25 protein-coding genes, 1 tRNA gene and 1 pseudogene are annotated in these 24,974 nt (G+C 72.3%); 11 read left to right on the top strand and 16 right to left on the bottom strand.

The genetic code is table 11. The annotated features are described in order from the left end of the window. Positions 1 to 10: 10 nt before the first annotated feature. Positions 11 to 412 (top strand): peptide-methionine (R)-S-oxide reductase MsrB, encoded by a 402-nt coding sequence (gene msrB, locus FYC51_RS12885; RefSeq protein ID WP_148733968.1) that lies wholly within the window; start codon positions 11 to 13, stop codon positions 410 to 412. Positions 413 to 414: 2 nt separating this feature from the next. Next, on the top strand, positions 415 to 969 hold the full coding sequence (locus FYC51_RS12880) for a nitroreductase family protein (protein ID WP_148733967.1): 555 nt from the start codon (positions 415 to 417) through the stop codon (positions 967 to 969). On the opposite strand, the gene FYC51_RS12875 is transcribed toward FYC51_RS12880, so the two are convergent. The 3 genes from FYC51_RS12875 to FYC51_RS12865 form a co-directional block, all read right to left on the bottom strand. Next, positions 966 to 2,045, bottom strand: a complete 1,080-nt coding sequence (locus FYC51_RS12875; protein ID WP_238476323.1) for a DMT family transporter — start codon at positions 2,043 to 2,045, stop codon at positions 966 to 968. The genes FYC51_RS12880 and FYC51_RS12875 overlap by 4 nt on opposite strands. 1 nt (position 2,046) lies before the next feature. After that, positions 2,047 to 2,119 (bottom strand) — tRNA-Thr (locus tag FYC51_RS12870). A gap of 81 nt (positions 2,120 to 2,200) precedes the next feature. Beyond that, entirely contained in the window at positions 2,201 to 3,139 is a 939-nt protein-coding gene (locus FYC51_RS12865; RefSeq protein WP_148733966.1) for a DsbA family protein, read from the bottom strand. Positions 3,140 to 3,437: 298 nt separating this feature from the next. Here FYC51_RS12865 and FYC51_RS12860 point away from each other — a divergent pair, with 298 nt between their 5' ends. Further along, positions 3,438 to 4,538, top strand: a complete 1,101-nt coding sequence (locus tag FYC51_RS12860; protein WP_148733965.1) for an ABC transporter ATP-binding protein — start codon at positions 3,438 to 3,440, stop codon at positions 4,536 to 4,538. 113 nt (positions 4,539 to 4,651) lie between these two features. Then, on the top strand, positions 4,652 to 5,968 hold the full coding sequence (locus FYC51_RS12855) for a DUF4032 domain-containing protein (RefSeq protein ID WP_148733964.1): 1,317 nt from the start codon (positions 4,652 to 4,654) through the stop codon (positions 5,966 to 5,968). A gap of 45 nt (positions 5,969 to 6,013) precedes the next feature. On the opposite strand, the gene FYC51_RS12850 is transcribed toward FYC51_RS12855, so the two are convergent. Both FYC51_RS12850 and FYC51_RS12845 read right to left on the bottom strand, forming a co-directional pair. Next, positions 6,014 to 7,411: a dihydrolipoamide acetyltransferase family protein gene (locus FYC51_RS12850; protein ID WP_148733963.1), complete on the bottom strand. Its 1,398-nt coding sequence runs from the start codon at positions 7,409 to 7,411 to the stop codon at positions 6,014 to 6,016. Continuing rightward, a complete protein-coding gene (locus FYC51_RS12845; protein WP_148733962.1) occupies positions 7,411 to 9,621 on the bottom strand; it encodes an alpha-ketoacid dehydrogenase subunit alpha/beta in 2,211 nt (736 codons plus the stop codon). The genes FYC51_RS12850 and FYC51_RS12845 overlap by 1 nt, the downstream gene beginning before the upstream one ends. A 204-nt stretch (positions 9,622 to 9,825) precedes the next feature. Between FYC51_RS12845 and FYC51_RS12840 the strand changes: the two genes are divergently transcribed. From FYC51_RS12840 to FYC51_RS19820, 4 genes and pseudogenes are all read left to right on the top strand, one after another. Next, positions 9,826 to 10,350, top strand: coding sequence for a VOC family protein (locus FYC51_RS12840; RefSeq protein ID WP_148733961.1), 525 nt, complete (start codon positions 9,826 to 9,828; stop codon positions 10,348 to 10,350). 5 nt (positions 10,351 to 10,355) lie between these two features. After that, positions 10,356 to 11,069, top strand: coding sequence for a GntR family transcriptional regulator (locus FYC51_RS12835; protein ID WP_148733960.1), 714 nt, complete (start codon positions 10,356 to 10,358; stop codon positions 11,067 to 11,069). Between the two features lie 15 nt (positions 11,070 to 11,084). Continuing rightward, positions 11,085 to 11,573: pseudogene (locus tag FYC51_RS19825) on the top strand (NAD(P)-dependent oxidoreductase); the annotation flags it as partial. 3 nt (positions 11,574 to 11,576) lie between these two features. Next, positions 11,577 to 11,987 (top strand): NAD-binding protein, encoded by a 411-nt coding sequence (locus tag FYC51_RS19820; protein WP_338014704.1) that lies wholly within the window; start codon positions 11,577 to 11,579, stop codon positions 11,985 to 11,987. A gap of 57 nt (positions 11,988 to 12,044) precedes the next feature. Here FYC51_RS19820 and FYC51_RS19290 read toward each other — a convergent pair whose 3' ends face one another. The 3 genes from FYC51_RS19290 to FYC51_RS12820 are packed head-to-tail and all read right to left on the bottom strand — an operon-like array spanning position 12,045 to position 14,401. Then, positions 12,045 to 12,221, bottom strand: a complete 177-nt coding sequence (locus tag FYC51_RS19290) for a hypothetical protein (RefSeq protein ID WP_187432613.1) — start codon at positions 12,219 to 12,221, stop codon at positions 12,045 to 12,047. 35 nt (positions 12,222 to 12,256) lie between these two features. Next, positions 12,257 to 12,967, bottom strand: coding sequence for an SDR family NAD(P)-dependent oxidoreductase (locus tag FYC51_RS12825; RefSeq protein WP_148733958.1), 711 nt, complete (start codon positions 12,965 to 12,967; stop codon positions 12,257 to 12,259). A 51-nt stretch (positions 12,968 to 13,018) separates the two neighbouring features. After that, a complete protein-coding gene (locus FYC51_RS12820; RefSeq protein ID WP_148733957.1) occupies positions 13,019 to 14,401 on the bottom strand; it encodes a M24 family metallopeptidase in 1,383 nt (460 codons plus the stop codon). Between the two features lie 119 nt (positions 14,402 to 14,520). Between FYC51_RS12820 and FYC51_RS12815 the strand changes: the two genes are divergently transcribed. Beyond that, positions 14,521 to 15,195, top strand: coding sequence for a helix-turn-helix domain-containing protein (locus FYC51_RS12815; protein ID WP_148733956.1), 675 nt, complete (start codon positions 14,521 to 14,523; stop codon positions 15,193 to 15,195). Positions 15,196 to 15,235: 40 nt separating this feature from the next. Here FYC51_RS12815 and FYC51_RS12810 read toward each other — a convergent pair whose 3' ends face one another. Genes FYC51_RS12810 through FYC51_RS12800 form a run of 3 tightly spaced genes read right to left on the bottom strand, consistent with a single transcriptional unit; the run spans position 15,236 to position 18,092 of the window. After that, positions 15,236 to 16,300 (bottom strand): zinc-dependent alcohol dehydrogenase, encoded by a 1,065-nt coding sequence (locus FYC51_RS12810; RefSeq protein ID WP_148733955.1) that lies wholly within the window; start codon positions 16,298 to 16,300, stop codon positions 15,236 to 15,238. Further along, positions 16,297 to 16,608 (bottom strand): Dabb family protein, encoded by a 312-nt coding sequence (locus tag FYC51_RS12805; protein ID WP_148733954.1) that lies wholly within the window; start codon positions 16,606 to 16,608, stop codon positions 16,297 to 16,299. The genes FYC51_RS12810 and FYC51_RS12805 overlap by 4 nt, the downstream gene beginning before the upstream one ends. Beyond that, complete coding sequence (locus FYC51_RS12800; protein WP_148733953.1) at positions 16,605 to 18,092, bottom strand: amidohydrolase family protein; 1,488 nt, start codon at positions 18,090 to 18,092, stop codon at positions 16,605 to 16,607. The genes FYC51_RS12805 and FYC51_RS12800 overlap by 4 nt, the downstream gene beginning before the upstream one ends. A 146-nt stretch (positions 18,093 to 18,238) precedes the next feature. Between FYC51_RS12800 and FYC51_RS12795 the strand changes: the two genes are divergently transcribed. After that, the gene (locus FYC51_RS12795; RefSeq protein WP_148733952.1) at positions 18,239 to 19,267 is read left to right on the top strand and encodes a ketopantoate reductase family protein; all 1,029 of its coding nucleotides are present in this window, start codon (positions 18,239 to 18,241) and stop codon (positions 19,265 to 19,267) included. A gap of 17 nt (positions 19,268 to 19,284) precedes the next feature. Here FYC51_RS12795 and FYC51_RS12790 read toward each other — a convergent pair whose 3' ends face one another. From FYC51_RS12790 to FYC51_RS12770, 5 genes are all read right to left on the bottom strand, one after another. Next, positions 19,285 to 19,872 carry a pyridoxamine 5'-phosphate oxidase family protein gene (locus tag FYC51_RS12790; RefSeq protein WP_148733951.1) on the bottom strand — a complete coding sequence of 196 codons (588 nt, stop codon included), beginning with the start codon at positions 19,870 to 19,872 and terminating at the stop codon, positions 19,285 to 19,287. A gap of 134 nt (positions 19,873 to 20,006) precedes the next feature. Beyond that, positions 20,007 to 21,032: a 23S rRNA (guanosine(2251)-2'-O)-methyltransferase RlmB gene (gene rlmB / locus FYC51_RS12785; protein ID WP_148733950.1), complete on the bottom strand. Its 1,026-nt coding sequence runs from the start codon at positions 21,030 to 21,032 to the stop codon at positions 20,007 to 20,009. Further along, the gene (cysS, locus tag FYC51_RS12780; protein ID WP_148733949.1) at positions 21,029 to 22,453 is read right to left on the bottom strand and encodes a cysteine--tRNA ligase; all 1,425 of its coding nucleotides are present in this window, start codon (positions 22,451 to 22,453) and stop codon (positions 21,029 to 21,031) included. The genes rlmB and cysS overlap by 4 nt, the downstream gene beginning before the upstream one ends. A gap of 52 nt (positions 22,454 to 22,505) precedes the next feature. Then, positions 22,506 to 23,762: a 2-C-methyl-D-erythritol 4-phosphate cytidylyltransferase gene (gene ispD / locus FYC51_RS12775; RefSeq protein ID WP_148733948.1), complete on the bottom strand. Its 1,257-nt coding sequence runs from the start codon at positions 23,760 to 23,762 to the stop codon at positions 22,506 to 22,508. 69 nt (positions 23,763 to 23,831) lie between these two features. Beyond that, positions 23,832 to 24,314, bottom strand: a complete 483-nt coding sequence (locus tag FYC51_RS12770; protein WP_056734541.1) for a CarD family transcriptional regulator — start codon at positions 24,312 to 24,314, stop codon at positions 23,832 to 23,834. 161 nt (positions 24,315 to 24,475) lie between these two features. On the opposite strand from FYC51_RS12770, the gene FYC51_RS12765 reads away from it, so the two are divergent. Beyond that, on the top strand, positions 24,476 to 24,940 hold the full coding sequence (locus FYC51_RS12765; protein ID WP_148733947.1) for a hypothetical protein: 465 nt from the start codon (positions 24,476 to 24,478) through the stop codon (positions 24,938 to 24,940). The last annotated feature ends 34 nt before the right edge of the window (positions 24,941 to 24,974 follow it).

Raw genomic sequence — 24,974 nt, 5'->3', positions numbered from 1 at the left:
AGGAGCGCCCGTGGCGTATCGCGTGGAGAAGAGCGACGAGGAGTGGCGCGCCGAGCTCGGCGGCGAGCAGTACGCGGTGCTGCGCCAGGCGGCGACCGAGCGTCCGTGGACGGGCGAGCTCCTCGATGAGGAGCGCTCCGGCGTCTACGCCTGTGCGGCGTGCGGCGCCGAGCTCTTCAAGAGCGGCACCAAGTTCGACTCGGGCTGCGGCTGGCCGAGCTTCTACGAGTCGGTCCGCCCCGAGGCCGTCGAGCTCATCGAGGACGCGTCGCTCGGCATGGTGCGCACCGAGGTGCGCTGCGCGAACTGCGGCTCGCACCTCGGCCACGTGTTCCCCGACGGCTTCGGCACGCCCACGGGCGACCGCTACTGCATGAACTCGATCGCCCTCGACTTCACCCCGGAGTCCTAGGCGTGGGCTCCGCGCTCGAGGCGGCGCTCGCCCGGCGCTCCGCCTCGAAGGTGACGGATGCCGCACCCGACGACGCGGCCCTGCTCGAGCTGCTCGAGGCCGCGTCGCGCGTCGCCGACCACGCGTCGCTGCGGCCGTGGCGCGTGGTCGCGCTGCGCGGCGCCGCCCGGGAGCGGCTCGGCGCCGCACTCGCGGCCGCAGCGGGCGGGGAGGGCGATGCCGCCGCGAAGCTCGCGGGCAAGCCGCTGCGGGCGCCGCTGCTGCTCGCGGTCGTCGCGGTCACGATCCCCGACCACGAGAAGGTCCCCGTGTGGGAGCAGGAGGCGTCGGCGGCCGGCGTCGCCCACGTGCTGAGCCTGCTGCTCGACGAGGCGGGCTGGGGCGTGATGTGGCGCACGGGCCCGTTCACGCGGCATCCGCTCGTCGCCGAGGTGCACGGCCTCGCCGCGAACGAGCACCTGCTCGGCTGGCTCTACGTCGGCGGCCTGCCCGACGGCCGCCGCACCGACCGCCGGAGCGACCCCATCGCGGCGAGCCGGCTCACGGTGCTCGACTAGCGACCCGACTCGTCGCTGCCGACGACCGGGATCGCACCCGTGCGCGGGGGCGGCGGGATCGCGTGCCGGCGACGCGTCCAGCCGAGGCTCGCGATGACGACCGCGACGAGGGCGAGCACCGTGCCGCCGATGGTGGCGAAGTCGACCGGCCGGTCGGCCGTGGGCAGCAGCAGGTCGAGCGAGAGGGCCGCCGCGAGCTGTCCTGCGACGCCGCACAGCGCGAGCACGAGCACGCCGACGATGCGCACGAGCACGGCCTGCCCGGCGATGAAGACGCAGCCGATGGCACCGCCCGCGTAGAGCCACCACTCGGTGGGCATCGCCTGGGGCCAGCCGGCGGATGCCGCGTGCACGAGCATCACGACCACGAGCGCCGTGGTGCCGACGCCGAAGTTGAACACCGTGGCGGTGAGGGCGCTCTCGGCGGCGCTGCGCACCCGGCCGTTGACCGCCTGCTGCCAGGCCGCGCCGATGCCGGCGACGAACGGCAGGAGCATCAGGAGGATCGGCACGTCGTGCACGAGCTGCGCCGACACCGTCCATCCGATCGCGGCCAGCGCGAGCACGGCGCCGATCACGCGCGTGGGCGTGATCGGGCGTCGCCCGCCCGGTCCGAGGCCGACGAGGTCGAACACGATCCCGCCGAGGGTCTGCCCGGCGACGATCGCCACCGTGAAGAGCGCGACGCCCACGACGCCGGCCGAGAGGCCCTGCGTGATCACGAACCACGCACCGGCGAGCCCACCGAGCACCATCCACCACGCGAGCCGTCGTTCGCGCAGCGCCTGCGCGACGCGGCCGAAGCCCAGGCGGCCCGGGCGCCACGCGGCCAGCACGACCAGCAGGATGACGAGCCCGCTGCCGAACGAGATCGCCGCGGCGGTGAAGGGGTCGTCGATCGCATGTGCGAGCTGCCCGTTGATGCGCGACTGCAACGCGGTCAGCGCGCCGCAGGCGAGCGCGAACACGATCGCGAGCCACATCGGGAGGCGGGTGCGCTCCACGTGGGCATGGCGGTGCTGGTGCTCGGACGGGGCGGCCGGGGCCGCGGCATCCGTGCTGGGATTCTCGGTCAAGAGCCGGCTGCGGGACTCGAACCCGCAACCACCGCTTTACAAGAGCGGTGCGCTACCAATTGCGCCAAGCCGGCGGGCGGCGATGCCTCACGACATCCTATCGGCAGCACGAAGGCCCGGCACGTGGCCGGGCCTTCGTCGCGCGTCGTGACCGCCTACTGCGGCGCGGGCGTCGGCGTCGGGGTGGGCGTCGCGCCGGAGTCGTTGAACGTCGCGCTCGTGGCCTGGAGCACGAACGCCTGGAACTCCTGCGGGTCCTCGAGCGAGCCGCCGTACTGCTGGCCGTTCACGAGCACCGTCGGCGTGCCGGTGACCGACGGCAGCTCGGGGTCCGTGTTCGGGATCGGCTCGGTGAGCGCGCGGTTCGTGGCGTCCTGCACCCACGACTTGAACTGCTGGTCGTCGATGCACTGCTCGATCGTCGAGAGGCTCGAGACGCCGGCCTCGTCGGCGAGCGTCTTCAGCTCGTCGTTCGTCAGGCCCGACGTGCCCTCCTCGGGCTGGTTCTCGAACAGGATCGCGTTGAAGTCGAAGAACGAGTCGGGCGACGAGTCCGCGACGCAGGCGGCGGCGTTCGCCGCACGCAGGGAGTACTGCGTGCCGGCCGACTTGTTCGTGAGGATCGCGATGGGGTGCACCTCGAGGGTGGCCGCGCCCGACTCGACCATCGTGCGGATCGAATCCGAGTTCGTCGCCTCGAACTGACCGCAGAACGGGCACAGGTAGTCGATGTACATGACGATGTTGGCGACCTCGCCGCTCTCGTCGGGAACGGTCGGCGTGGGGGCCTCGCCGGCGTCGAGCGCGGGGGTCTCGACGGCCACGATGGAGCCGTCCTCGCCGGCGGTCAGCACGATGCCGTCGCTGGCCATGTTCTGCGGGCCGGGGCCCGCGGGCTTCGTGTTCTGGACGACGATGCCGATGATGACCGCGGCGATCAGCGCGACGACGACGGTGACGCCCGTGATCAGGAGCGCCCGGTTGCGACGCTCGCGCTTCTTCTGCTGTTCCCGGAGGATCCGGGCCTTCTCCCGTGCCGCTTCCCTGCGTTCGTTTCGGGTCTGGCGTGGCTGGATGGATCCGCCGTAGGTCATCAGGTGGTCAACTCCGGTCGCTGTGTGGGCGCGCGCGAATGCATGCGAACGCACCCACGATAGTAGGAAGCGTGTCTGGGAATCACCCAAGCGGATGCCGCGTGCGGGCCGCGTCCGGCATGGGAGTCCACCCCATGTCGGGACCCTCCGTCGCGCGCCGGCTCGGGCCCGGCCGCCCGACCCCGATTCGGACCGCGCCTGAGCGTATGCGATACTGAGCGGGCGTCGACGGCGACGCACTCATCCATTCACTACGGATCGTCCGGCACGTACCTGCCGGTGAAGGAGAAGCAGAACCATGGCAACGGTCACGTTCGACAAGGCCACCCGGCTCTATCCCGGTGGCACCCGCCCCGCGGTCGACAAGCTCGACCTCGACATCGCAGACGGCGAGTTCCTCGTCCTCGTCGGCCCCTCGGGTTGCGGCAAGTCCACCTCGCTCCGCATGCTCGCGGGCCTCGAAGAGGTGAACGAGGGCAACATCTTCATCGGCGACCGCAACGTCACCGACGTGCCGCCGAAGGACCGCGACATCGCCATGGTCTTCCAGAACTACGCGCTGTACCCGCACATGACCGTCGCCGAGAACATGGGCTTCGCGCTCAAGATCGCGGGCGTCGGCAAGGAGGAGCGCGCCGCTCGGGTCCTCGAGGCCGCGAAGCTGCTCGACCTCGAGCCGTACCTCAGCCGCAAGCCGAAGGCCCTCTCGGGCGGCCAGCGCCAGCGCGTCGCCATGGGCCGCGCGATCGTGCGCCAGCCGCAGGTGTTCCTCATGGACGAGCCGCTGTCGAACCTCGACGCCAAGCTCCGCGTCCAGACCCGCACCCAGATCGCCTCGCTGCAGCGCCGCCTCGGCGTCACCACGGTCTACGTCACGCACGACCAGACCGAGGCCCTCACCATGGGCGACCGCATCGCGGTGCTCAAGGACGGGATCCTCCAGCAGGTCGGCACCCCGCGCGACCTCTACGAGATGCCGCAGAACGTGTTCGTCGCGGGCTTCATCGGCTCGCCCGCCATGAACCTGTTCCACGCCGACCTCGTCGACGACGGCATCAAGTTCGGCACCGCCACCGTTCCGGTCGACCGCGAGACGCTCGCGGCGTCGACCGGCAAGGTCGCGACGATCGGCGTGCGTCCCGAGGACATCACCGTCTCCCCCCACGAGGGCGAGGGCCTCGCGGTCGACGTCGACCTCGTCGAGGAACTCGGCGCCGACGGCTACCTCTACGGCCACTCGACCGTCGAGGGCAAGCGCACCGACATCGTCGCGCGCGTCGACGGCCGCAACCACCCGAACGCGGGCGAGCGCGTCTACCTCACTGCGACGCCGAACCACGTGCACGTCTTCGACGCCGAGACCGGAGAGCGTCTCAGCAAGAAGCCGGTCGTGGCCTGACGTCCACGCGACATCCGATGATGCCGGCCGGGGTTCGCCCCGGCCGGCATCGCCGTCTCCGCGCCACCCCCGGTTCCTCGACATCCGTGCCACCGGGCTACGCTGAACGAACGATGAGCGGTTCACTTTCGATCACGTCGGCCATGGCCGACCCCGCCCTGCTCGACCTCCCGTGGGACCTGCCCCTGGAGTCGTGGCCGAACGACGCGATCGCCGCGCTGCCCAAGGGCATCTCCCGGCACCTCGTGCGCTTCGCCCACCTGGCGGGGCACGTTGTGGCGATCAAGGAGACCACGGCCGAGATGGCCAAGGGCGAGTACGAGATGCTGCGGATGCTGCAGCGGCTCGAGATCCCGTGCGTCGACCCGGTCGCGGTGATCACGAACCGCTCCGACGCCGAGGGCGAGGAGCTGAAGCCCGTGCTGGTCACCCGGCACCTGCGCTTCTCCCTCCCCTATCGCGCGCTCTTCTCGCAGACGCTGCGCCCCGACACCGCGACGCGCCTCGTCGACGCGCTCGCCGTGCTGCTCGTGCGCCTGCACATCGTCGGGTTCTTCTGGGGCGACGTGTCGCTCTCGAACACGCTGTTCCGGCGTGACGCCGGCGCATTCGCCGCGTACCTCGTCGACGCCGAGACCGGCAAGCTCTACGAGGGCGGCCTCTCGAACGGCCAGCGTGAGAACGACCTCGAGATCGCACGGGTGAACATCGCCGGCGAGCTGCTCGACCTCGAGGCGGGCGGCCGCGTGGCCGACGAGCTCGACCCCGTGCGCATCTCGAACGGCATCGTCGAGGCGTACCGCAGCCTCTGGAAGGAGCTCACCGGCTCGGAGTCGTTCTCGACGGCGGAGCGGTGGCGCATCAACGAGCGCGTCAACCGGCTCAACGACCTCGGGTTCGACATCGAGGAGCTCGCGATCCGCACCGACGACACGGGCACGACCGTGCGCATCCAGCCGAAGGTCGTCGACGCCGGGCACCACCAGCGGCGCCTGCTGCGCCTCACCGGTCTCGACGCGGGCGAGAACCAGGCCCGTCGGCTGCTCAACGACCTCGACTCCTACCGCGCGGCCTACGGCAAGGGCGACCTCGACGAGGAGATGGTCGCGCACGAGTGGCTCATGCGCGTGTTCGAGCCCGTCGTGCGTGCGATCCCGGTGGAGCTGCGCGGCAAGCTCGAGCCCGCCGAGGTCTTCCACCAGCTGCTCGAGCACCGCTGGTTCATGGCGCAGCAGGCCGGGCACGACATCCCGCTCGCCGAGGCGGTGTCGTCGTACGTGAACACCGTGCTGCGGCACCGTCGCGACGAGGCGACGGTGATCGGGCCGCCCACAGGCTCGACGACCGCCATCGACGTCGTCGCGCCCGATACGTCCGCCATCGCCGTCGTCGACCCCGACGACGAGGAGGACTGGCGCCTGAAGGTCTAGGCGCCGTTCCTCGGCCGGTGTGGGGCCGGGGCCGTCGCAGCGCCGTCAGACCAGGAGCCGGAGGGGGTGCTCCACCAGTGCGGTGAAGGCGGCGAGCCAGCGCGCGCCCACGGCGCCGTCGAGCACGCGGTGGTCGGCCGAGAGGGTCACGGTCATCACGGTCGCCGCGACGAGCTCGCCGTCGACGACCACGGGGCGCGGCGTCGCGGCGCCCACCGCCAGGATGCCCGAGCGGGGCGGGTCGATGATCGCCGTGAACTCCGTCGTGCCGTACATGCCGAGGTTGGACACCGAGAACGCCCCGCCCGAGAGCTCGGCCGGACGGAGGCGACCCGATCGGGCACGGTCCGCGAGGTCGCGGGTCGCGCGGGCGAGGTCGGCGAGCGGCATCCGATCGACGCCGCGCACGACGGGCGCGATGAGGCCGTCGTCGAGTGCGACGGCGATCGCGACATCGACGCCGTCGAAGCGCCGGATGGCGTCGCCCAGGAAGATCGCGTTCGCCTCGGGCACCTCGCGCAGCGCCATGGCCACGGCCTTCACGACGAAGTCGTTGAGCGAGATGCGCTCCCCGGTCTGCTCGAGCAGGTCGGCCCGCAGGCGCGCAAGCGCGTCGATCCGGCAGTCCGCGCGCACCTCGAAGTGCGGCACGGTCGTGACGCTCTCGGTGAGGCGGCGGGCGATTGCCCGGCGCATGGGGGTGAGCGGCTCGTCGGTGAAGCCGGCCTCGGCACCAGCAGGCACCGCGGCGGGGGCCCGGCGGGCGGATGGCGCGGGAGCTGCTGGTGCCACGGCCGGCTCGGGCGCCGTGCCGGAGTCGGCCGACGCGGCCGCAGCGGTCAACAGCTCGTCGACGTCACGGCGCACGATGCGGCCGCCCGGTCCGCTTCCCGCGACGCGTGCGAGGTCGAGGTGGTGCTCGCGCGCGAGCCGGCGGACCAGCGGGCTCATGAACCGACGTCCTGTCGGCGCTTCGGCTGCCGGGCCGGCGGGTTCCCCAGTGGACTCCTCTGGGGGCTCGGCCCTCGCCGCGGCATCCGCCGTCTGGGCCGGGGGCGGCGTCGGCGCGTCGTCGAGCACGGGCGACCCCGACTCGGGGTCCGCGGGCGCGGGCGTCGGCGTCGCGGCATCCGTCACCCGAGCACCGGCCGTCGCCGCGACCGAGTCGGCGTCCGCCGCGCGCCGCGCATCGTCGGCCGACTCCCCTGCCTCGGCGAGCACGAGGATCGGCGACCCGACCGCCACCGCATCGCCCGGGCCGACGAGCAGCGCGGCGACGGTCCCGGCGTCCTCGGCGCCGTACTCCACGACCGCCTTCTCGGTCTCGATCTCGGCGACGGGCTGGCCGAGCGCCACGTCGTCGCCCGGCGCGACGAGCCAGGACTGCAGCGACGCCTCGGTCGCGCCGGCCATGACCGCCGGCATCCGCACGACGATGGCCATCAGGCACCGCCCCGGCCGACGCGGATCCGCTCGAGGCCGGCCACGACCTCCTCGGTGCGCGCGATCGCGGCGCGCTCGAGCACCTTCGAGATGCTCGGGCTCGCCTCGCCGCCCGTCACGCGCTCGATGGGCTGGTCGAGCCAGTCGAAGAAGCGGCGCTGCAGCTCGTCGGCGAGCCGGCCGCCGTACGACGTGCCGCGCGCGCCCTGCTCCACGATGAGCACGTTGTTCGTCTTGCGGATGCTCGCGCCGATCGTGTCCCAGTCGAGCGACGCGAAGTCGAGCCAGCGCAGGTCGACGAGCTCGGCGTCGACGCCCGACTGCTCGATCGCCTCGAGGCAGTGGCCGACCATCGAGAGGTAGCTGAGGACCGTCACCTCCGTGCCCTCGCGGCGGATCGCCGCACGACCGGGCGGCAGCACGTAGTCGAGGTCACCGGTCGGCACGGAGTCGCGCCGCGCGTAGAGGTCGACATGCTCGATGACGAGCACCGGGTCGTCGAGCGCCAGCGCCGCGTTCATGAGTCCGATGTAATCGGCGGCGGTCGACGGCGCGACGATGCGCCAGCCGGGGCTCGTCGAGAAGACGCCGGCCGGGTCCATGAGGTGCTGCGAGCCGTAGCCCGATCCCATCGCGACCTTCGTGCGCAGTACTAGCGGGATCGGGTTCTCGCCGCCGAACATGTGCCGCGCCTTGCCGATCTGGTTGAACACCTGATCGGCCGCGACCCAGGTGAAGTCCGCGTACATGAACTCGACGATCGGCCGGAACCGCCCGTCGAGCGCGAGGCCGCCGGCGAGCCCGGCGAACGCGTTCTCGCTGATGGGGGTGCCGAGCACGCGACCCGGGTAGGCGGCGGCGAGCCCCTTGGTCGCGCCGTTCGTGCCGCCGGCGAGCCGGTGGATGTCCTCGCCGAGCACGACGATGCGCTCGTCCTGCGACATGCGGCGGTCGAGCACGGCCGCGATCGCGTCGACGAACCGGGCCTCCTCCGGCGTGGCCGCATCGGGATCGGCGGCGGGCCCGGCCGATGCCGCGGGGTCGGCCACGCGCGCGCCGGCGAGCTCGCTCGCATCGCCTCGGATGCCCACGTCGACGAACGACGGGTCGGGCCACAGCGCCGGGACGATGCGCCGCTGCCCCTCGGTCTCGGGGTCGTCCTCGACGAGCTGCGCGACCGTCTCGCGCATCGCCTGCACGGCCTGCTCGCGCACGGATGCCGCCTCGGCCTCGCCGACGTGCCCGAGCGCGCGCAACTCCCGTTCCATCCGCGCGATCGGGTCGCGGTCGCGCCACGACTGCTCCTCGTCCTTCGTGCGGTAGCCGAACGCGCTGCCGGGGAACGGGCCGTTCTGGTGGAAGTAGCGGTAGACCTCGGCCTCGATCACCACCGGGCCACCGCCCGTGCGGAGCAGGTCGAGCGCCTCGGAGGCGGCGAGGTGCACGGCGAGCGGATCCATGCCGTCGACCCGCCAGGCCGGCGTCGCGAACCCGAGGCCCCGCGCCGACAGGCGCCGCTCGCGGGTCACCTCGTCGATGCGCGTCGCGACGGCGTAGAGGTTGTTCTCGATGAAGAAAGCGAGCGGGAGGTCCCACGCCGACGCGAGGTTCATCGTCTCGAGCACCGAGCCGATGTTCACCGCACCGTCGCCGAAGTAGGTGAACGTCGTGTCGCTCGTGCCGGCGTGCCGCTGCGCCCAGGCGCTGCCCGCCGCACCGGGTACGCCGCCGCCGACGATGGCGTTCGTGCCGAGCGCGCCGGCCTCGAGCCACTGCAGGTGCATCGAGCCTCCGCGGCCGCGGCAGTAGCCCTGCGCCAGCCCGAGGATCTCGGCGAGCGTGCGCCTGAGCACCTCGGCGACGTCGGGCGTCACGACCGCGTCGAGCGCGAAGCGCCCACCCGTGACGTGCGTGAGCGCCTTCGCGAGGAACTGGTGGTGACCCCGGTGCGAGCCGTTCACGGCGTCCGTCGACCGCAGCCCGATGATGGAGCCGACCGCACCGCCCTCCTGCCCGATGCTCGAGTGCGCCGGACCGTGCACGAGGCCGGCACCGGCCAGGTCGAGGACGGTTTCCTCGAACGCGCGGATGAGGTGCAGCTCGGCGAGCATGCCCGTGAGCAGCGCGGGATCGGCGGCCCGCCAGTCCTCCTCGGTCGAGCGCAGCTCGATCCACGGGGCTCCGGGGGCGAGGGGCTCGCGGCTGGGCATCACGCCCTCCTCTCCGTCGACGGGGCGCGCGGCGCCGCTCCGACGCGGGCGCCGCGTGCCGCCAGCATAGGCTCCGTTGCATCCAATCTCAATGGATTCAGTGCTCGATGCTCGCCATTCTCCGCTTCCAGCGTGATACTGGATCCAATACGACCCTGCGACCGGCTCGACCGACGCGGGACACGGGAACGCGAGGACGCGACCATGCCACTGCCCGGACTGCGAGGCGCCGACCACCTCGGCATCACGGTGCCCGACCTCGAGGAGGCGCACGCGTTCCTCGTCGACGTGCTCGGCGCGCAGTACGTGTACACGCTCGGGCCGTTCCAGCGCAACGACGACTGGATGCAGGAGCAGCTCGGCGTGCACCCCCGCACCGTCATGCGCGAGCTGCGCTTCTACCGACTCGGCCACGGCACCAACCTCGAGGTGTTCCAGTACGAGGCCGCCGACGGCCAGAAACCGGTGCCGCGCAACAGCGACCTCGGCGGTCACCACCTCGCGATCTACGTCGACGACCTCGACGCGGCGGTCGAGTACCTGCGCTCGCGCGGCGTCGAGGTGATGGGCGAACCCGTCGCGAGCCGCAACGCGAGCGAGGGGCAGCGGTGGGTGTACTTCCGCGCGCCGTGGGGCATGCAGTTCGAGCTCGTCAGCTTCCCGCAGGGCAAGGCCTACGAGGCGGATGCCGCGGTGCTCCTGTGGCACCCCGGGCACCCCGAGGCGTGAGCACGATGGCCCAGGCGACGGCGGCCCTCATCGCGGACGACACGGGAGCAGCGGCGCACGGCGCGGCCGGACGCCGGATCGCCGACGCGCTGCGCCGCGACATCCTCGACGGCGTGCTCGCCCCCGGCACCCGCATCCGCCAGGAGCGGCTCGCCGAGGAGTACGGTGCGAGCCGTGTGCCCGTGCGCGAGGCCATCCGGGCGCTCGAGGGCGAAGGGCTCGTCACGGTCGTCGCGAACACCGGCGCGTGGGTGTCGCGCCTGAGCCTCGCCGAGTGCGACGAGCTCTACCGGGTGCGCGAGCGCATCGAGCCGCTGCTCATCCGCATGAGCATCCCGGGCCTCGACGACGCGGATGCCGCGGAGCTCGCACGGCTCGCCGACGCCATGGAGTCCGCGGCCGACGCCGACGAGTTCGTGCGCCTCGACCGCGCGTTCCACGACCTCACCTACCGCGGCGCTGAGACGCTCATGCTCGGCGACACGGTCGCCCGGTTGTGGAACCGCACGCAGGCGTACCGCCGGGTGTACTCCCGGCTCTTCCTCCGGCATGCCGCCCGTGCCGTTCACCACGAGCACCACCTGCTCGTGCACGCCATCGAGACCGGCGACGCCGACGACGCCGAGCGGGTGCTGCTCGGGCACATCCGCCGCACGCGGCTCGCGCTGGCGAAGCATCCCGAGGTCTTCGACGACGCCGACGCGGCGTCGCTACAGTGAAGCTGGGCTGAACGGCCGAGCCGACCGCGTGAGGAGCGTGCGATGGCGGAAGTGGGATTCCTGGGCCTCGGGAACATGGGGAGCGCGATGGTGTCCCGCCTCGTGGCGGCGGGGCACGACGTCCTCGTGTGGAACCGGTCGCCCGAGGCGACGGAGCCGCACGTCGCCGCCGGCGCGACCGCCGCGACCAGCGCCGCGGCGGCCCTGCAGCGGCCGGTGTCCTTCTCGATGCTCGCCAACGACCAGGCGGCCGAGTCGGTGCTCACGGCCGAGGCGTTCGCCGGTGACCCCGGCCGACTGCACGTGGTGACCGCGTCGATCAGTCCCGACGCGGCCGACCGCATCTCCGCCGTGGCCGCCGATGCGGGCGTGCACTACCTCGCCTCCCCCGTGCTCGGGCGCCCGACGGTGGCCGCCGAGGGCGCGCTCAACCTGCTCGTCGCAGGCGACGCCGACGACATCGAGCGGGCACGGCCGTTCCTCGACGTCCTCGGCAAGCGCGTCTGGGTGCTCGGCCCGAACCCGCGCACCGCGAACGTCGTGAAGGCGGCGGTGAACTACGACATCATCCACGCGATGCAGGCCATCGGCGAGTCGCTGACGCTCGTCGAGTCCGAGGGCGTCGACGCGAACGAGTTCGTCGAGCTCCTCCGCAGCACGCTGTTCGCCGGGATCGTCTACACCTCCTACGGCGACATCATCGCGAACCGCAGGTACCACCCGGCGGGCTTCGACATCGCGCTCGGCCTCAAGGACCTCGGGCTCGCCGAGGACATCGCCGCGGCGGCCGGCGTCGAACTGCCGACGGCCGAGGCGCTGCGCGGCGTCTTCGAGGAGGCGCTCGCCGACCCCGAGCTGCACGACGCCGACTGGTCGGCCATCGCCGAGATCACGCGGCGGCGCCTGGCGCGCGACTGAGCACGCGGTCGCGTCAGCCTCGTGCGAGACCGGGAGCGCCCGATCGCGACGGCGAGGTCAGTCGCCGTCGGCCGCCCCGCCGAGCTCGCCCGCTTCGGCGGCCGACGGCTCGTGGTCCTCCACGACGGAGGCAGTGGTGGAGCCGAGCGAATCCCCCGCCCGCAGCTCGGCCGCCTCCATCGCCCGCTGGATGGCGAGGTCCGCGTCGGAGCCGCTCTCGATTCGATCGTCCATGTCTGGTGCCTCCCGCAACCACCGTAGGCGCGGGCCTAGGTGAGCCGCCACCCTCGATCGACGTAGACGCTCGTGCCCGAGACCCCGCGGTTGTCGAGCAGGAACTGCACCGCGCCCACCACGTCGGCCATGGTCGCGAGCTCGCCGCCCGGCGTGCGGGTCCGGTACTGGTCGAGCACCCCGGCCGGCTTCGCCGACCAGAACGGGCTGTCGCCGATGATGCCGGGATGCAGCGCGTTCACGCGGATCGGCGCGAGCTCGTGCGCGAGGGTGTTCACGAGGCCCTCGACGCCGCCGTTGATCGTCGAGACCGTCGTCGAGCCGGGGTACGGCATGTCCTTCGCTCGTCCGCCGAAGAGCACGATGCCCGTGCCGCCCGAGGGCTCCAGCCGGTCGAGCAGGGTGTGCACCGTCTCGGTGTAGCCCACGAGCTTCAGCGTGATGAGTCGTTGGGCGCGCACCATGTCGTAGTCGCGGATCGTGTTCGCGTCGCGCTCGATCGCGGCGAGCACGAGGCCGTGCACCGGGCCCTCGATCGCGGCGAGCGCGCCGGCGATCGTGGCGGGCTCCGAGATGTCGACCGCGACGCCCGACGCGCCCGGCCCGACGTCGGCGGCGATCGCCGCGGCCTTCGCATGATGGCGACCCGTGAGCGCGACCCGGTCGCCGCGCGCGACCAGGCTGCGCGAGAGCTCCAGGCCGATCCCCGACGTGCCGCCCACCACGACGATCGTTCGTGTGGTCATCTCGTCCGTCCTCCGTTCGTCGATGTCATCGGATGCCGCGCGCCGGCGCGTTCACGCCTCGCCGCGTCCCCACGTGGTGTTCAGGTGCGACTGGCTGTCGCGCCGCAGGTCGAGCGGGCCGTCGACGGTGTAGTACCGGCGTCCGGCCACGAGCAGCTCCTCGGCCGGGAACTTCGTGATCACCTCGCAGCCGTCGGCGGTCACGACGACCTCCTCCTCGATGCGCGCGGCGCCCCAGCCGTCGGATGCCGGCCAGTACGTCTCGAGCGCGAAGACCATGCCCTCCTCGATCACCTCGGGGTGGTCGAGCGACACGAGCCGGGAGAAGATCGGCTTCTCCCAGATCGAGAGCCCGACGCCGTGGCCGTACTGCAGCGCGAAGGCGGCCTCCTCGTCGGCGAAGCCGAACTCCTGCGCCTCGGGCCACACCTCGACGATGTCGGCCGTCGTCGCGCCCGGCCGCACGAGGGCGATCGCACGGTCCATGTACTCACGGGCTCGCGTGTACGCGTCGCGCTGCGCCGAGCTCGCGGAGCCGACCGCGAACGTGCGGTAGTAGCACGTGCGGTAGCCGTTGTAGCTGTGCAGGATGTCGAAGAAGGCCGGGTCGCCGGGCCGGATCAGCCGGTCGGAGAACACGTGCGGGTGCGGCGAGCACCGCTCCCCTGAGATGGCGTTCACGCCCTCGACGTACTCCGAGCCGAGGTCGTACAGCGTCTTGGCGACGAGCCCGACGGCCTCGTTCTCGCGCACGCCGGGGCGGAGGAAGCGGTAGAGGTCCTCGTACGCGGCATCCACCATCGAGCACGCCTGCGTGAGCAGCCGGATCTCATCGGAGGTCTTGATGCGCCGGGCCTCCATGAACACCTGCTGCCCGTCGACGACCTCGATGCCCTGCTGCTGCAGCGCGAACAGCACCGGCAGTTCGATGACGTCGACGCCGAGCGGCTGGTCGGCGACGCCGAACTTCTCGAGCTCGCGCGTGATCTTCCGCGCCAGCTCCTCGGCGATGCCGGCGTCGGGGGTGAACGCACCGCGCAGCGTCGAGATGCCCGCGCGGGCGCCGCGCTCGAGCCTCGGCCGCCGGGCGCCCTCATGGGGGGCGTTCGGATCGGCGTCGAGCTCGGCGGTCGTGACGTCGAGCCACGGGTTGTACAGCGCGTGGTGGCGGGCCGCCGACCCGAAGTCCCACGAGATCGGATCGGACTGCCGCGTGAGCAGGCTGAAGCGGATGAGCTTGTCCATCGCCCATGTGCCGATGTGGGTCGAGGTCATGTAGCGGATGTTCGAGAAGTCGAACGCGAGCAGTGCGCCGAGGTCGGAGCGCTCGAGCTCGGCCTTCAGCCGGCCGAGCCGATCCCAGCGCAACCGGTCCATGTCGACGCGAGCCTCCCAGTCGACGGCGTTCATCCCCGTCGTGCCGGTGTCCTTCATGGTCGCCCTCCTCTCGTGGTTGCGGCATCCGTGTGTCGTTGCCGAACGTTGTGCAGCTTCGCTGAACGATTTGCGGTGTATCCTCGCCACCACCAGCAGTGCGAGGGATCGGAGTCGGCATGGCCGCGGAGGACATCGGCGAGCGGCTGCGCGACGCTCGCCTCCGCCAGGGCCTCAGCCTGCGCGGGCTCGCGAAGGCGCTCGGCGTCTCGCCGAGCCTCATCTCCCAGGTCGAGACGGGCAAGACGCAGCCGTCGGTGTCGACCCTCTACGCGATCGTGAGCCTGCTGGGCGTCTCGCTCGACGAACTGCTCGGCGTCGGACCGGTCGCCCCGCGCGGCGCCGCGCAGCCGAGCCCCGTGCAGCGCGGGGCCGACAACCCCGTACTCGAGATGGAGAACGGCGTGCGCTGGGAGCGCCTCGCAGTTGGCGACGGCAGCAACGACGCCCTGCTCGTCACCTACGACCCGGGCGCGTCGAGCTCCGTCGAGGGCCGGCTCATGCGCCACGCGGGCGTGGAGTACGCCTACATCCTCGAGGGCGAGCTCACCCTGCAGCTCGACTTCGACACCTTCGTGCTCGGGCCGGGCGACTCCCTGCACTTCGACTCGGTGCGACCGCACCTCTACTCGAACCGGGGAACGTCGCCTGCGAGGGGCATCTGGTTCATCGTGGGGCGCCGCGAGCAGCACCGCACGCTCCCCGACGCGCCCGACGCACCCGAGTTCGACGCCGCGGCCCCGCTGACCTCGGCGGTCGACGTGCTGCGGGCGATGGACGGCCTGTCCCGCTGACGCGGGATGCCGGCGCACGACCTGCTCCATCACGTCCCCCTCACGACCGGGTGTGCACGGCCGGCCGGGGGGCGGCGATCCACGGGTCGATGAGCGTCTTGATCTGGCGGGCGCCGCCGCGCAGCAGCGGGGCGAGCGCATCGTCGACGAGTCCGTCGAGCGGGAGCACCTCCGCGGCGAGGTCCGACCAATCGGGTCGGGTGCCGAGCAGCCGCACCGCCTCGGGCACGTCGGTCGCGAACACGTGGGCGACGCTGCCCACGACGGCGAGCTCGCGCAGGGTCCACGATCCGAACGGCGCGGCGACCTCGGTCTTCTGCACGCCGACGGGCACGATGACCGAGCCGGGCACCGCCGCGGCGAACACGGCCTCGAGCCCGTCGGGCGAACCGCTGACCTCGAAGAGCACGTCGGGCTCCACGCCGAGCCGCCGGAGCCGGTCGGGCAGCGGCTCGTCGGCGAGCACCGCGTCGGACGCGCCGAGCGACCGCGCGAGCTCCAGCCGGGCGGGGCTGCGGTCGACCGCGACGACGCGGGCACCGGATGCCGCGGCCGCGAACGTGATGAACGAGCCGATGCCGCCGACCCCGACGACCACGGCGTCCTGACCCGCATGCAGGCCGCTGCGCGACACGACGTGCACCGCGATGGCCATGGGCTGCACGAGGCCGAGCGTGTCGAGCGACAGTCCCGAGCCCGAGACGTCGAGGAGGATGCCGGCTGGCGCCACGACGTAGCCCGCGAGCCCGCCGTCGAGCTGCAGGCCGAGCGTGCGGTACTCCCGGCAGAGGTTCGTGCGACCCTCACGGCAGCGCTTGCAGGTGCCGCAGCTGACGCCCGCGCCGCAGACGACGACCGCGCCCGGCGCGAGCCCGTCGACGCCCTCGCCGACCGCCTCGACGACGCCCGCGAACTCGTGCCCGAGCACGACCGGCGGCACCGTGAGCACCGGCCCGCGGTCGTACTCGGTCGCGTCGGTGCCGCACACGCCGCAGACCGCCACGCGCACGAGCACCTCGCCGGGCCCGGGGCTGGGCACCTCCCGGTCCTCCATGCGCAGGTCGCCCGCCGCGTGGAGGACCGCCGCACGCATGGTCCCGGTCACGGGCCGGCGTCCGCACCCAGCTCGAGCTGCACCGCCACGCGGTCGGCGATCATGCGGCCGAGCAGGCGTTCGTAGACGGCGGCGTGCGCCGGCGCGTCGAGGTAGGCCTCGAGCGCCCGCGCGTCCTCCACCATCGCGGCGACGCCGTAGTCGGCCGGGCTCGGCCGCACCCGCAGGTTGGGCCCGCAGTGGTACGACTGCAGCTCGGGGATCTGCGCGGCCATGTCGCGCAGCTGCGAGGTGAGCTCGGCGATGTCGTCGGCGGTGACGTCGTCCTTCCAGGTGAACGCGGCGAGATGCAGGATCATCGGTCTCCCGTCGCCGCCGTCACGTGGGCGTCGCCCTCGGTGTAGGTGTAGGGGTTCTCGATCTGCTCGGCCGGCGGCAGCTCGGGGTGCATGCCCTCGTCCCAGGCCTGGTCGCCGAGCTTCGAGCGCACGTACTCGACCGATGCCGCGACCTTGTCGGCGATCGGCGCCAGCTCCAGCCCGATGCGCTTGCCCGCGTACTTCACGACGCGTCCGTTCACGACCACGGTGTGCACGTCGGCCGTGCCCGCCTGGTACACGACGTGCGCATAGGGGTGCAGGATCGGCGTCATCGCCGGGGAGTCGTCGTTCTTGATGAGCAGCAGGTCGGCTTTCTTCCCGGGCGTGATCGACCCGATGACGTCCTCCATGCCGAGCGCCTTCGCGCCGCCCATGGTCGCCATGCGCACGACGTCCTCCGCGCGCAGGCGATTGGCGACGATCGTCTCGTTCACCGCGTGCGCCTCGAGGTGGTCGCGCGAGCGGTCGGCGCTCAGCGTCGCCCGCATCGCCGAGAAGAAGTCGGCGCTCCACCAGACGCTCGTGTCCATCGAGATCGAGGTCGGGATGCCGTAGCGGCGCGCCACCCAGCTCGACGGGTAGCCCTGCCCCGCGCTCTGCTCCGACTCGGTCGCCACCGAGATGGTGCCCCCGGTCGCGGCGATCTTCTGGTAGCTCTGCTCGTTGAGGGATGCCGCGTGCACGTACGTGATCTCGGGCGTCATGAAGCCCGCGTCGTACATCTGCGTGATCGCGGTGTCGGTCGTGGCGCCCCAGACGCCGGCGTGCGTGGTGACCCGGAGTCCGAGCTCCCGCGCGGCCTCGAACGCGGCGCGCTCGGGGAACTCGGCGGAGCCCGGCACGTCGAACGCGAGCTGCAGGCGCATCATGTCGTCGGGCGACGAGAAGTTGTCGGACACGAACTTCCGGAACTCCGGGGTGTTCGACCACTCCCACGGCCCGGCCAGGTAGTTGCCGTAGGCCAGGACGAACCGGCCCGGGATCTCGCGCAGCGCGGCGAGGGCGGCCTCGCCGTAGTCGGGGTTGCGCAGGCCGTGCGACCAGTCGAGCGTCGTGGTCACGCCCGTGTCGACCGACTCGAGCGCGCTCAGCAGGTTGCCGGCGTACACGTCCTCGGGGCGGAACACCTCGCCCCACTGCAGGTAGTAGAAGACGAAGTACTGGCTGAGGGCCCAATCGCCGCCGTAGCCGCGCAGCGCGGTCTGCCACATGTGGCGGTGCGAGTCGACGAAGCCGGGGGTCAGGATGCCGCCCGACGCGTCGATCTCGAGCGTGCCCTCCGGCACCTCGAGCGACGGGCCGACGGCCTCGATCGCGTCGCCGCGCACGAGGACGTCGCCGCCCTCGATGACGCCGGGCGAGTCGACGGTGATGACGGTCGCATTGCGGAAGACGAACGGTCGATCCGCGGTGAACTCGTCGGGACGGGGGGCTCGGGCGGAGGCCGCATCGGCTGCGCTCATCACTTCTCCTCTTCGAGAATGTTCAGCTGCAATCAACACTCTGCCCCCGTTCATGGGCCGTTTGCAACCGTTTCTTGCCCGGGTGTTCAATGTGACTGTAGCCCCGGCGTGTACGCGTGATTCCCGGGCCGATCGAAGGAGACGGCATGACCGATGGTGGGACCGACCTGCGCGTCGCGGTGCTCGGCGCGGGCGCGAACGGCGCCTCGATCGGCGCCGACCTCACCGCGGCCGGCGTCGACGTGACGTTGGTCGAGCAGTGGCCGGCGCACGTCGAGGCGATGCGCGAGCGGGGACTCGTGATCCGCATGGCCGACGGCGACCTCGAGGTGCGGCCGCGGGTCGTGCACCTGTGCGAGGTCGCGACGCTGCGGCATCCGTTCGACGTCGTGCTGCTCGTGATGAAGGCGTACGACTCGGAATGGGCGACGCAGCTCATCCGGCCGGTGCTCGCCGACGGCGGCGTCGTCGCCGCGGTGCAGAACGGCATGACGACCGAGGCCGTCGCGCGGGTGGTCGGGCCCGACCGGGCCGTGGGCACCGTCATCGAGGTGTCGGCGACCATGACCGAGCCGGGCACCGTGCACCGGCACACGCCGCCCGCGCGCTCCTGGTTCGCGGTCGACGCCCGCCCGGCCGGCGGTGCGGTCGCCGCACTGCTCGCGCACTCGGGCACGGTCGAACGCCTCGACGACATCGCCGCCGCGAAGTGGATGAAGCTCGTGAGCAACGCCACCACCCTCGTCACGACGGCGAGCCTCGGGCTGCCGATGCTCGATGCGATCGCCGTGCCCGGCCTGCGCGACCTCATGCTCCGCGCCGGGCAGGAGGCGCTCGACGTCGGACGGGCGGGCGGACGCGACATCCTGCCGATCTTCGGGCTCGGGGCATCCGACCTCGACCGACCCGACCAGGTCGTCGAGACCATGCTCGACGTGCTCTACGACCGGTTCGTCGTGCCGGGCGCCACGACGACCGTGCTGCAGGACTGGCGCAAGGGCCGACGCAGCGAGGTCGACGACCTCAACGGCGCGGTCGTCACCGAGGGCGCACGGCTCGGGGTGCCCACCCCGGTGAACCGCGCGGTCGTCGAGCTGGGCCACCGCATCGAGCGCGGCGAGCTCGACCCCGACCCGGCCAACGTGGGACTGCTGGCGGCCGCGTTGCGGGAGTGAGCCGGCTCAGACTTCCCTCAGAGCGCGACGCTGCGGTTCTCGCCGATGTCGGGCGGGCGACGGGTCACGATCGCCGCGGCGGCCTTGACGAGCGAGAACACGCCCGGCTCGGTCTTCGCCCAGTACTCGGCGCCGTCCCCGGCGACCTCGACGACGGCGATGCGCGGGTCGTCCCTGCCCTGCGGGAACCACGCCTCCGCGGCGGGATTCCACAGCTCGTCGACGAGGGCGTCGTCGCGCACGACCGAGGCCCGGCCGGCGATCGACAGGTAGCCGTGGCGCGACGCGAACGAGACGTTCACGACGGGATCCGCCTCGATCTCGAGCGTCTTCTCACTCGGATGCTGCACGAGGAACCGCACGATGCCGTCGAAGTCCTTCTGCAGCACCGCGAGCGGTCGCGCGTGCAGCGTGCCGTCGGCGCCACGGCTCGTGAGGAGCGCCGTGTCGGCACCCGTGACGAGTTTCGTGATGAGCTCGCGCTCGTCCTCGGAGTCGGGCGGCGGATCCGCGAGCTCGGCTCGCGTGACCGCGGCCGGCGTGCGTTCGGCCTCGGCTCGGTCTGCGGCTCGGTCGTCCCGGATCTCGTCCATGCGGTCGCTCATGCCGAGCGACGTTACGTGGGCGGGCGCGCCCGATCGAGGCCTTGACAGCCGCGGGCGGGCGAGGCAGCGCCGGGCGGGCGAGGCAGCGCCAGGCGGGCGAGGCAGCGCCCTGCGGGCGGGGCAGCGCCGCTCCGTTACTCCGTCGCCCGCAGCTTCGAGATCTCGTAGAGCGTGACGGATGCCGCGATGCCCGCGTTGAGCGACTCGGTCGACGACTCGATGGGGATCGAGACGATCGCGTCGCACGTCTCGGCGACGAGCCGCGAGAGGCCCTTGCCCTCGCTGCCGACCACGACGACGATCGGACGGTCGGCCCACGTGAGCCCGGGCAGGGACACGTCGCCGTCGCCGTCGAGGCCGAGCACGAAGACGCCGCGCTCCTTCAGCGACTTCAGCGTCTGCGTGAGGTTGGCGGCCATCGCCACGGGCACGCGGGCGGCGGCGCCCGCGGAGGTCTTCCACGCCGCGGCGTTGACGCTCACCGAGCGGCGCTGCGGCACGATCACGCCCTGCCCGCCGAACGCCCCCGTCGACCGCAGGATCGCGCCGAGGTTGCGTGGATCGGTGATGCCGTCGAGCGCCACGAGCAGCGGCGTCTCATCGCGTGCGATCACCTCGTCGAGCAGCTCGATCGGGTGGGCGTACTCGTAGGGCGGCACCTTGAGGGCGAGCCCCTGGTGCACCGCGCCCTCGCCCGCGAGCCGGTCGAGCTCGGGCCGCATGACCTCGAGGATCGGGATGTTGCGGTTGGTGGCGATCTTCATCGCCTCCTTCACGCGGTCGTCCATCTCGACGCGAGCGGCAACGTAGAGCGTGGTCGCCGGGATGCGAGCGCGCAGCGCCTCGACGACCGAGTTGCGGCCCGTCACGATCTCGGACTCGTCGCCCGACTTCGCCCGGCGCGACGCGCCCGAGGCGCCTCGGGGAGCACCGGCACGCTGGCCGGCGACCTTCTGGCCCGGCTTGCCCTTGCCGCCCGACGCGCGATACCGCTCCTCGGCGGCCTTGCGCTTGCCGGCCGGGTGCCAGGCGCGGTCCTCCGCCTTGGGGGTCGGACCCTTGCCCTCGAGCGCCTGCCGTCCCTGGCCGCCGGAGCCGACCTGCTTGCCCCTGCTCTTGCGCACCGCTCCGGCGCGCGACTTGCCGCTGCTGCCCTTCATGATCCGAGGCTCCAATGCGTTCCGGTCTGGCTGTCTTCGATGGTGATGCCCGCCGCGGCGAGCTCCGCGCGGATGCGGTCGGCCGCCGCGAAGTCGCGCCCTGCGCGTGCGGCCTGGCGGTCCTCGATGAGGCGGGTGACGAGCGCGTCGAGCGCGGATGCCGCGGGCCCCGCGTCGGGCGCCCAGTGCGGGTCGCGCGGGTCGATGCCGAGCACCTCGACCATCGCGACGACCTGGCCGTGCAGGCTCGCCGCGTCGTGCAGCTCCTCGGCGTCGAGCGCCTGGTTGCCGGCACGCACGGTGTCGTGGAGCACGGCGAGCGCCTGCGGCACGGAGAGGTCGTCGTCCATGGCCGCGGCGAACGCGTCGGGGATGACGGGGCTGCCGACGCCCGCGAAGCGCGTGCCGGCGAGGCGCCGCTCGACCCGCACGAGGAACGAGCGGATGCGGTCGACCGCCGCCTCGGACTCGGCGAGCGACGAGGGCTGGTAGTCGAGCGTCGACCGGTAGTGCGCCGCGCCGAGCAGGTAGCGCACGGCCAGCGGCGTCGCCAGCTCGAGGAGGTCGCTCGCGTAGACGGAGTTGCCGAGCGACTTCGACATCTTCTGCCCGCCGACGTTGACGAGCCCGTTGTGCACCCAGTAGCGCGCGAACGCCTGGCCGTCGGCCGTGGACTGGGCGAGCTCGTTCTCGTGGTGCGGGAAGCGCAGGTCGAGCCCACCGCCGTGCAGGTCGAACTCCTCGCCGAGGTAGCGGGCGGCCATGGCCGAGCACTCGATGTGCCAGCCGGGGCGGCCCGGACCCCACGGCGACTCCCATGCCGCCGACGCGGGCTCCTCGGGCTTGCGCCCCTTCCAGAGCGCGAAGTCGCGTGGGTCGCGCTTGCCGCGCGGGTCCGCGTCGGCCGCGGCCTCCATGTGGTCGCGCGACTGCCGCGTGAGCTCCCCGTAGGCGGGCCAGCTCGAGGTGTCGAAGTACACGTCGCCCGAGCCGTCGGGCGCGGCGTAGGCGTGGCGCTTCTCGATGAGGCGGGCGATGAGCTCCTGCATCTGCTGCACGCTCGCGGTCGCGCGCGGCTCGTAGGTCGGCGCGAGGATGCCGAGCGACGCGTACGCCGCCGTGAACTCGAGTTCGACGCGGTAGGCCAGCGCCCACCACTCCTCGAACTTCGAGTCCTCTTCATCGGCCGCGGCGAGGATCTTGTCGTCGATGTCGGTGACGTTGCGCACGAACATCACGTCGTAGCCGCGGTACGAGAACCAGCGACGCAGGATGTCGTAGACGAGCGCGCTGCGGAGGTGCCCGATGTGCGGGCTCGACTGCACGGTGGGGCCGCAGACGTACATGCCGACGCGCCCCTCGCGGAGGGGCACGAAGTCACGCAGGGCCTGGGCCTTCGAGTCGTAGAGTCGCACGGTCACCCGCCAAGCCTACCGGCGGGCGCAGCGCGGCCACTCGTGTGACGCGACGAGCTCAGGCGGGCACGACCACGGCGGTCGCGATCGCCGCGATGCCCTCGCCGCGGCCCGTGAACCCGAGGCCGTCGGTCGTCGTCGCCGCGACGCTCACGGGCGCGCCGAGGATGCCCGAGAGGAACGCCTCCGCCTCGCTGCGGCGCGGCGCGAGCTTGGGGCGGTTGCCGAGCACCTGCACCGACACGTTGCCGACCGCGAGCCCGGCCTCCTGCAGCAGCCGCAGGGTCTCGGCGAGGAACACCTCGCCGTGCGCGCCCTCGAAGCGCGGGTCGCCCGTGCCGAACACGCCGCCGACGTCGCCCAGGCCGGCCGCGGCGAGCAGCGCGTCGCAGATCGCATGGCAGGCCACGTCGCCGTCGCTGTGCCCGGCGAGCCCGCGCTCGTGCTCCCAGTGCAGGCCGGCGAGCCAGAGCGGGGTGCGCGGGTCGTCGGCGAACGCGTGCACGTCGACCCCCGTGCCGATGCGCGGCAGGGCGATCGCGGGCGCCTCGACGGACTCCTCGACGGTGGCGGCGGCCGCCGCGGCATCCGTCGCCTCGGTCGCAGCGGGCGCGAGACGCGACGCGCGCTCGGCGACGATCGCCTCGGCCCGGCGCAGGTCGGCGGGCAGCGTGACCTTGAACGCGCGCGCGTCGCCGGGCACGACGTCGACGGCGAGGCCGGCGGATGCCGCGAGCGCCGCGTCGTCCGTGAACTCCGTCGTCGCGGCGGCGTAGGCGGCGTCGAGCGCCGACCGCGGGAAGCCCTGCGGCGTCTGCACGGCGGCGAGCTCGGATCGGTCGATCGTCTCGAGCACGCGCCCGTGCGCGCCGACGCGCTTGATCGTGTCGACCACGTCGAGGGCGGGGATCACGCCGTGCCCCCGCGCCCGCACGGCCGCGACGACCTCGTCGAAGACGATCGACGGCGTCAGCGGGCGTGCGGCGTCGTGCACGAGCACGGTGTCGACGAGGTGGGGCAGCACCGCGAGGCCCGCCGCGACGGACCCCTGCCGGGAGTCGGCGCCCGCGACGACGTCGATGGGTGCGGATGCGGCGGCCGCGACGGCCTCGAAGCGGGCGCGCGTCTCGTCGACGCGGTCGCCGGGCACCACGACCACCACGTGCGGTGTCTCGTGCATGCCGAGCACGGAATCCAACGCGACGCCGAGGATCGTGTCGGCGCCGAGCGGCACGAACGCCTTGGGCTCGACGTGCCCGAGGCGCGTGCCGCTGCCCGCGGCGACGACGATGACGGCGACCGTTGACGCGCTCATGGTTCGAGCGTATCGCGCCGCACCCGGCGCGAGGCCGGGTGCGGTGGGACGGTGAGCGGTGGCTCCGCGCTAGGAGGCGAGCACCTCGTCGAGCACGGTCGAGGCCTGCTCCTCGTCGGTCTTCTCGGCGAGCGCGAGCTCGGAGATCAGGATCTGACGGGCCTTCGCGAGCATGCGCTTCTCACCGGCGGAGAGGCCGCGGTCCTGGTCGCGCCGCCACAGGTCGCGGACGACCTCGGAGACCTTGATCACGTCGCCCGAGGCGAGCTTCTCGAGGTTCGCCTTGTAGCGCCGGGACCAGTTGGTGGGCTCCTCGGTGAAGGGGGCGCGAAGCACCTCGAAGACCTTGTCGAGGCCTTCCTTGCCGATGACGTCGCGCACGCCGACGAGGTCGACGTTCTCGGCCGGAACCTCGATGACGAGGTCGCCCTGCGTGACGTTCAGCTTGAGGTAGAGCTTCTCTTCACCCTTGATGATCCGTTTCTTCACTTCGGTGATCGTTGCGGCTCCGTGGTGGGGGTAAACGACGGTCTCGCCAACCTCAAAAAGCATGAATGAATGTCCTTTCGGCAACTTTCAGGATATCACATTCGGGATCATGCTAAGGTTCGCCACCCCTCCCGGGAGGCGCCTGCGCCGTAGGCTACACTCGGAGCGATCCCCTTCGCGCGGGCTCGCATCCGTTCGCGCGCACGCACGCTCTTGGAGGTTCTGTGAAGGCGCGTCTCGCGGCATCCGCTGCCCTGGCCATCGTTCTCGCGCTCGGCGCGAGCGGCTGCGCCATGCTCACGTACCAGGCGACCACCGAGAAGTACGAGCCGAGCGACGGCGTCTCGGCCGACGTCGGAGACCTCGACCTGCGCAACATCCTCATCGTGAGCGAGGACGGCGACGAGGGCACCCTCGTGATGACCGTCGTCAACACGGGCGCCGACGATGCGACGCTCGGCGTGCAGGTCGGCGAGGGCGGCGGCGACGTCACCGAGATCGAGGTCGAGGCCGGCCAGACCGTGGTCCTCGGCTCCGAGGACGAGGAGAAGGTCGTGCTCGAGGGCCTCGACGCCGAGGTCGGCGGCCTGGCGCTCCTCTTCTTCCAGGCGGGCGACGCCGAGGGCCTCGAGAAGCAGGTCCCGGTGCTCGACTCGCGCCTCCCCGAGTACGCCGACCTCGCCCCGTAGGCGGCACGCGCGACCGCGCGAGCGATGCAGCGCG

This window comes from Agromyces mariniharenae (assembly GCF_008122505.1).
GTDB lineage: Bacteria > Actinomycetota > Actinomycetes > Actinomycetales > Microbacteriaceae > Agromyces > Agromyces mariniharenae.
The sequence above is the reverse complement of the archived record's forward strand: the minus strand, read 5'-3'. Positions and strand labels throughout refer to the sequence as shown.

Bases quoted from the DNA above. Each gene is read 5' to 3' on its own strand.
- FYC51_RS12840 (WP_148733961.1), top strand. From the start codon at position 9,826: ATGCCACTGCCCGGACTGCGAGGCGCCGACCACCTCGGCATCACGGTG.
- FYC51_RS12845 (WP_148733962.1), bottom strand. From the start codon at position 9,621: ATGCCCAGCCGCGAGCCCCTCGCCCCCGGAGCCCCGTGGATCGAGCTG.
- FYC51_RS19290 (WP_187432613.1), bottom strand. From the start codon at position 12,221: ATGGACGATCGAATCGAGAGCGGCTCCGACGCGGACCTCGCCATCCAG.
- FYC51_RS12820 (WP_148733957.1), bottom strand. From the start codon at position 14,401: ATGAAGGACACCGGCACGACGGGGATGAACGCCGTCGACTGGGAGGCT.
- FYC51_RS12835 (WP_148733960.1), top strand. From the start codon at position 10,356: ATGGCCCAGGCGACGGCGGCCCTCATCGCGGACGACACGGGAGCAGCG.
- FYC51_RS12800 (WP_148733953.1), bottom strand. From the start codon at position 18,092: ATGAGCGCAGCCGATGCGGCCTCCGCCCGAGCCCCCCGTCCCGACGAG.
- FYC51_RS12850 (WP_148733963.1), bottom strand. From the start codon at position 7,411: ATGGCCATCGTCGTGCGGATGCCGGCGGTCATGGCCGGCGCGACCGAG.
- FYC51_RS12795 (WP_148733952.1), top strand. From the start codon at position 18,239: ATGACCGATGGTGGGACCGACCTGCGCGTCGCGGTGCTCGGCGCGGGC.
- rlmB (WP_148733950.1), bottom strand. From the start codon at position 21,032: ATGAAGGGCAGCAGCGGCAAGTCGCGCGCCGGAGCGGTGCGCAAGAGC.
- FYC51_RS12825 (WP_148733958.1), bottom strand. From the start codon at position 12,967: ATGACCACACGAACGATCGTCGTGGTGGGCGGCACGTCGGGGATCGGC.
- FYC51_RS12855 (WP_148733964.1), top strand. From the start codon at position 4,652: ATGAGCGGTTCACTTTCGATCACGTCGGCCATGGCCGACCCCGCCCTG.
- FYC51_RS12770 (WP_056734541.1), bottom strand. From the start codon at position 24,314: ATGCTTTTTGAGGTTGGCGAGACCGTCGTTTACCCCCACCACGGAGCC.
- FYC51_RS12790 (WP_148733951.1), bottom strand. From the start codon at position 19,872: ATGAGCGACCGCATGGACGAGATCCGGGACGACCGAGCCGCAGACCGA.
- FYC51_RS12815 (WP_148733956.1), top strand. From the start codon at position 14,521: ATGGCCGCGGAGGACATCGGCGAGCGGCTGCGCGACGCTCGCCTCCGC.
- FYC51_RS12865 (WP_148733966.1), bottom strand. From the start codon at position 3,139: ATGACCTACGGCGGATCCATCCAGCCACGCCAGACCCGAAACGAACGC.
- ispD (WP_148733948.1), bottom strand. From the start codon at position 23,762: ATGAGCGCGTCAACGGTCGCCGTCATCGTCGTCGCCGCGGGCAGCGGC.
- FYC51_RS12860 (WP_148733965.1), top strand. From the start codon at position 3,438: ATGGCAACGGTCACGTTCGACAAGGCCACCCGGCTCTATCCCGGTGGC.
- FYC51_RS12805 (WP_148733954.1), bottom strand. From the start codon at position 16,608: ATGATCCTGCATCTCGCCGCGTTCACCTGGAAGGACGACGTCACCGCC.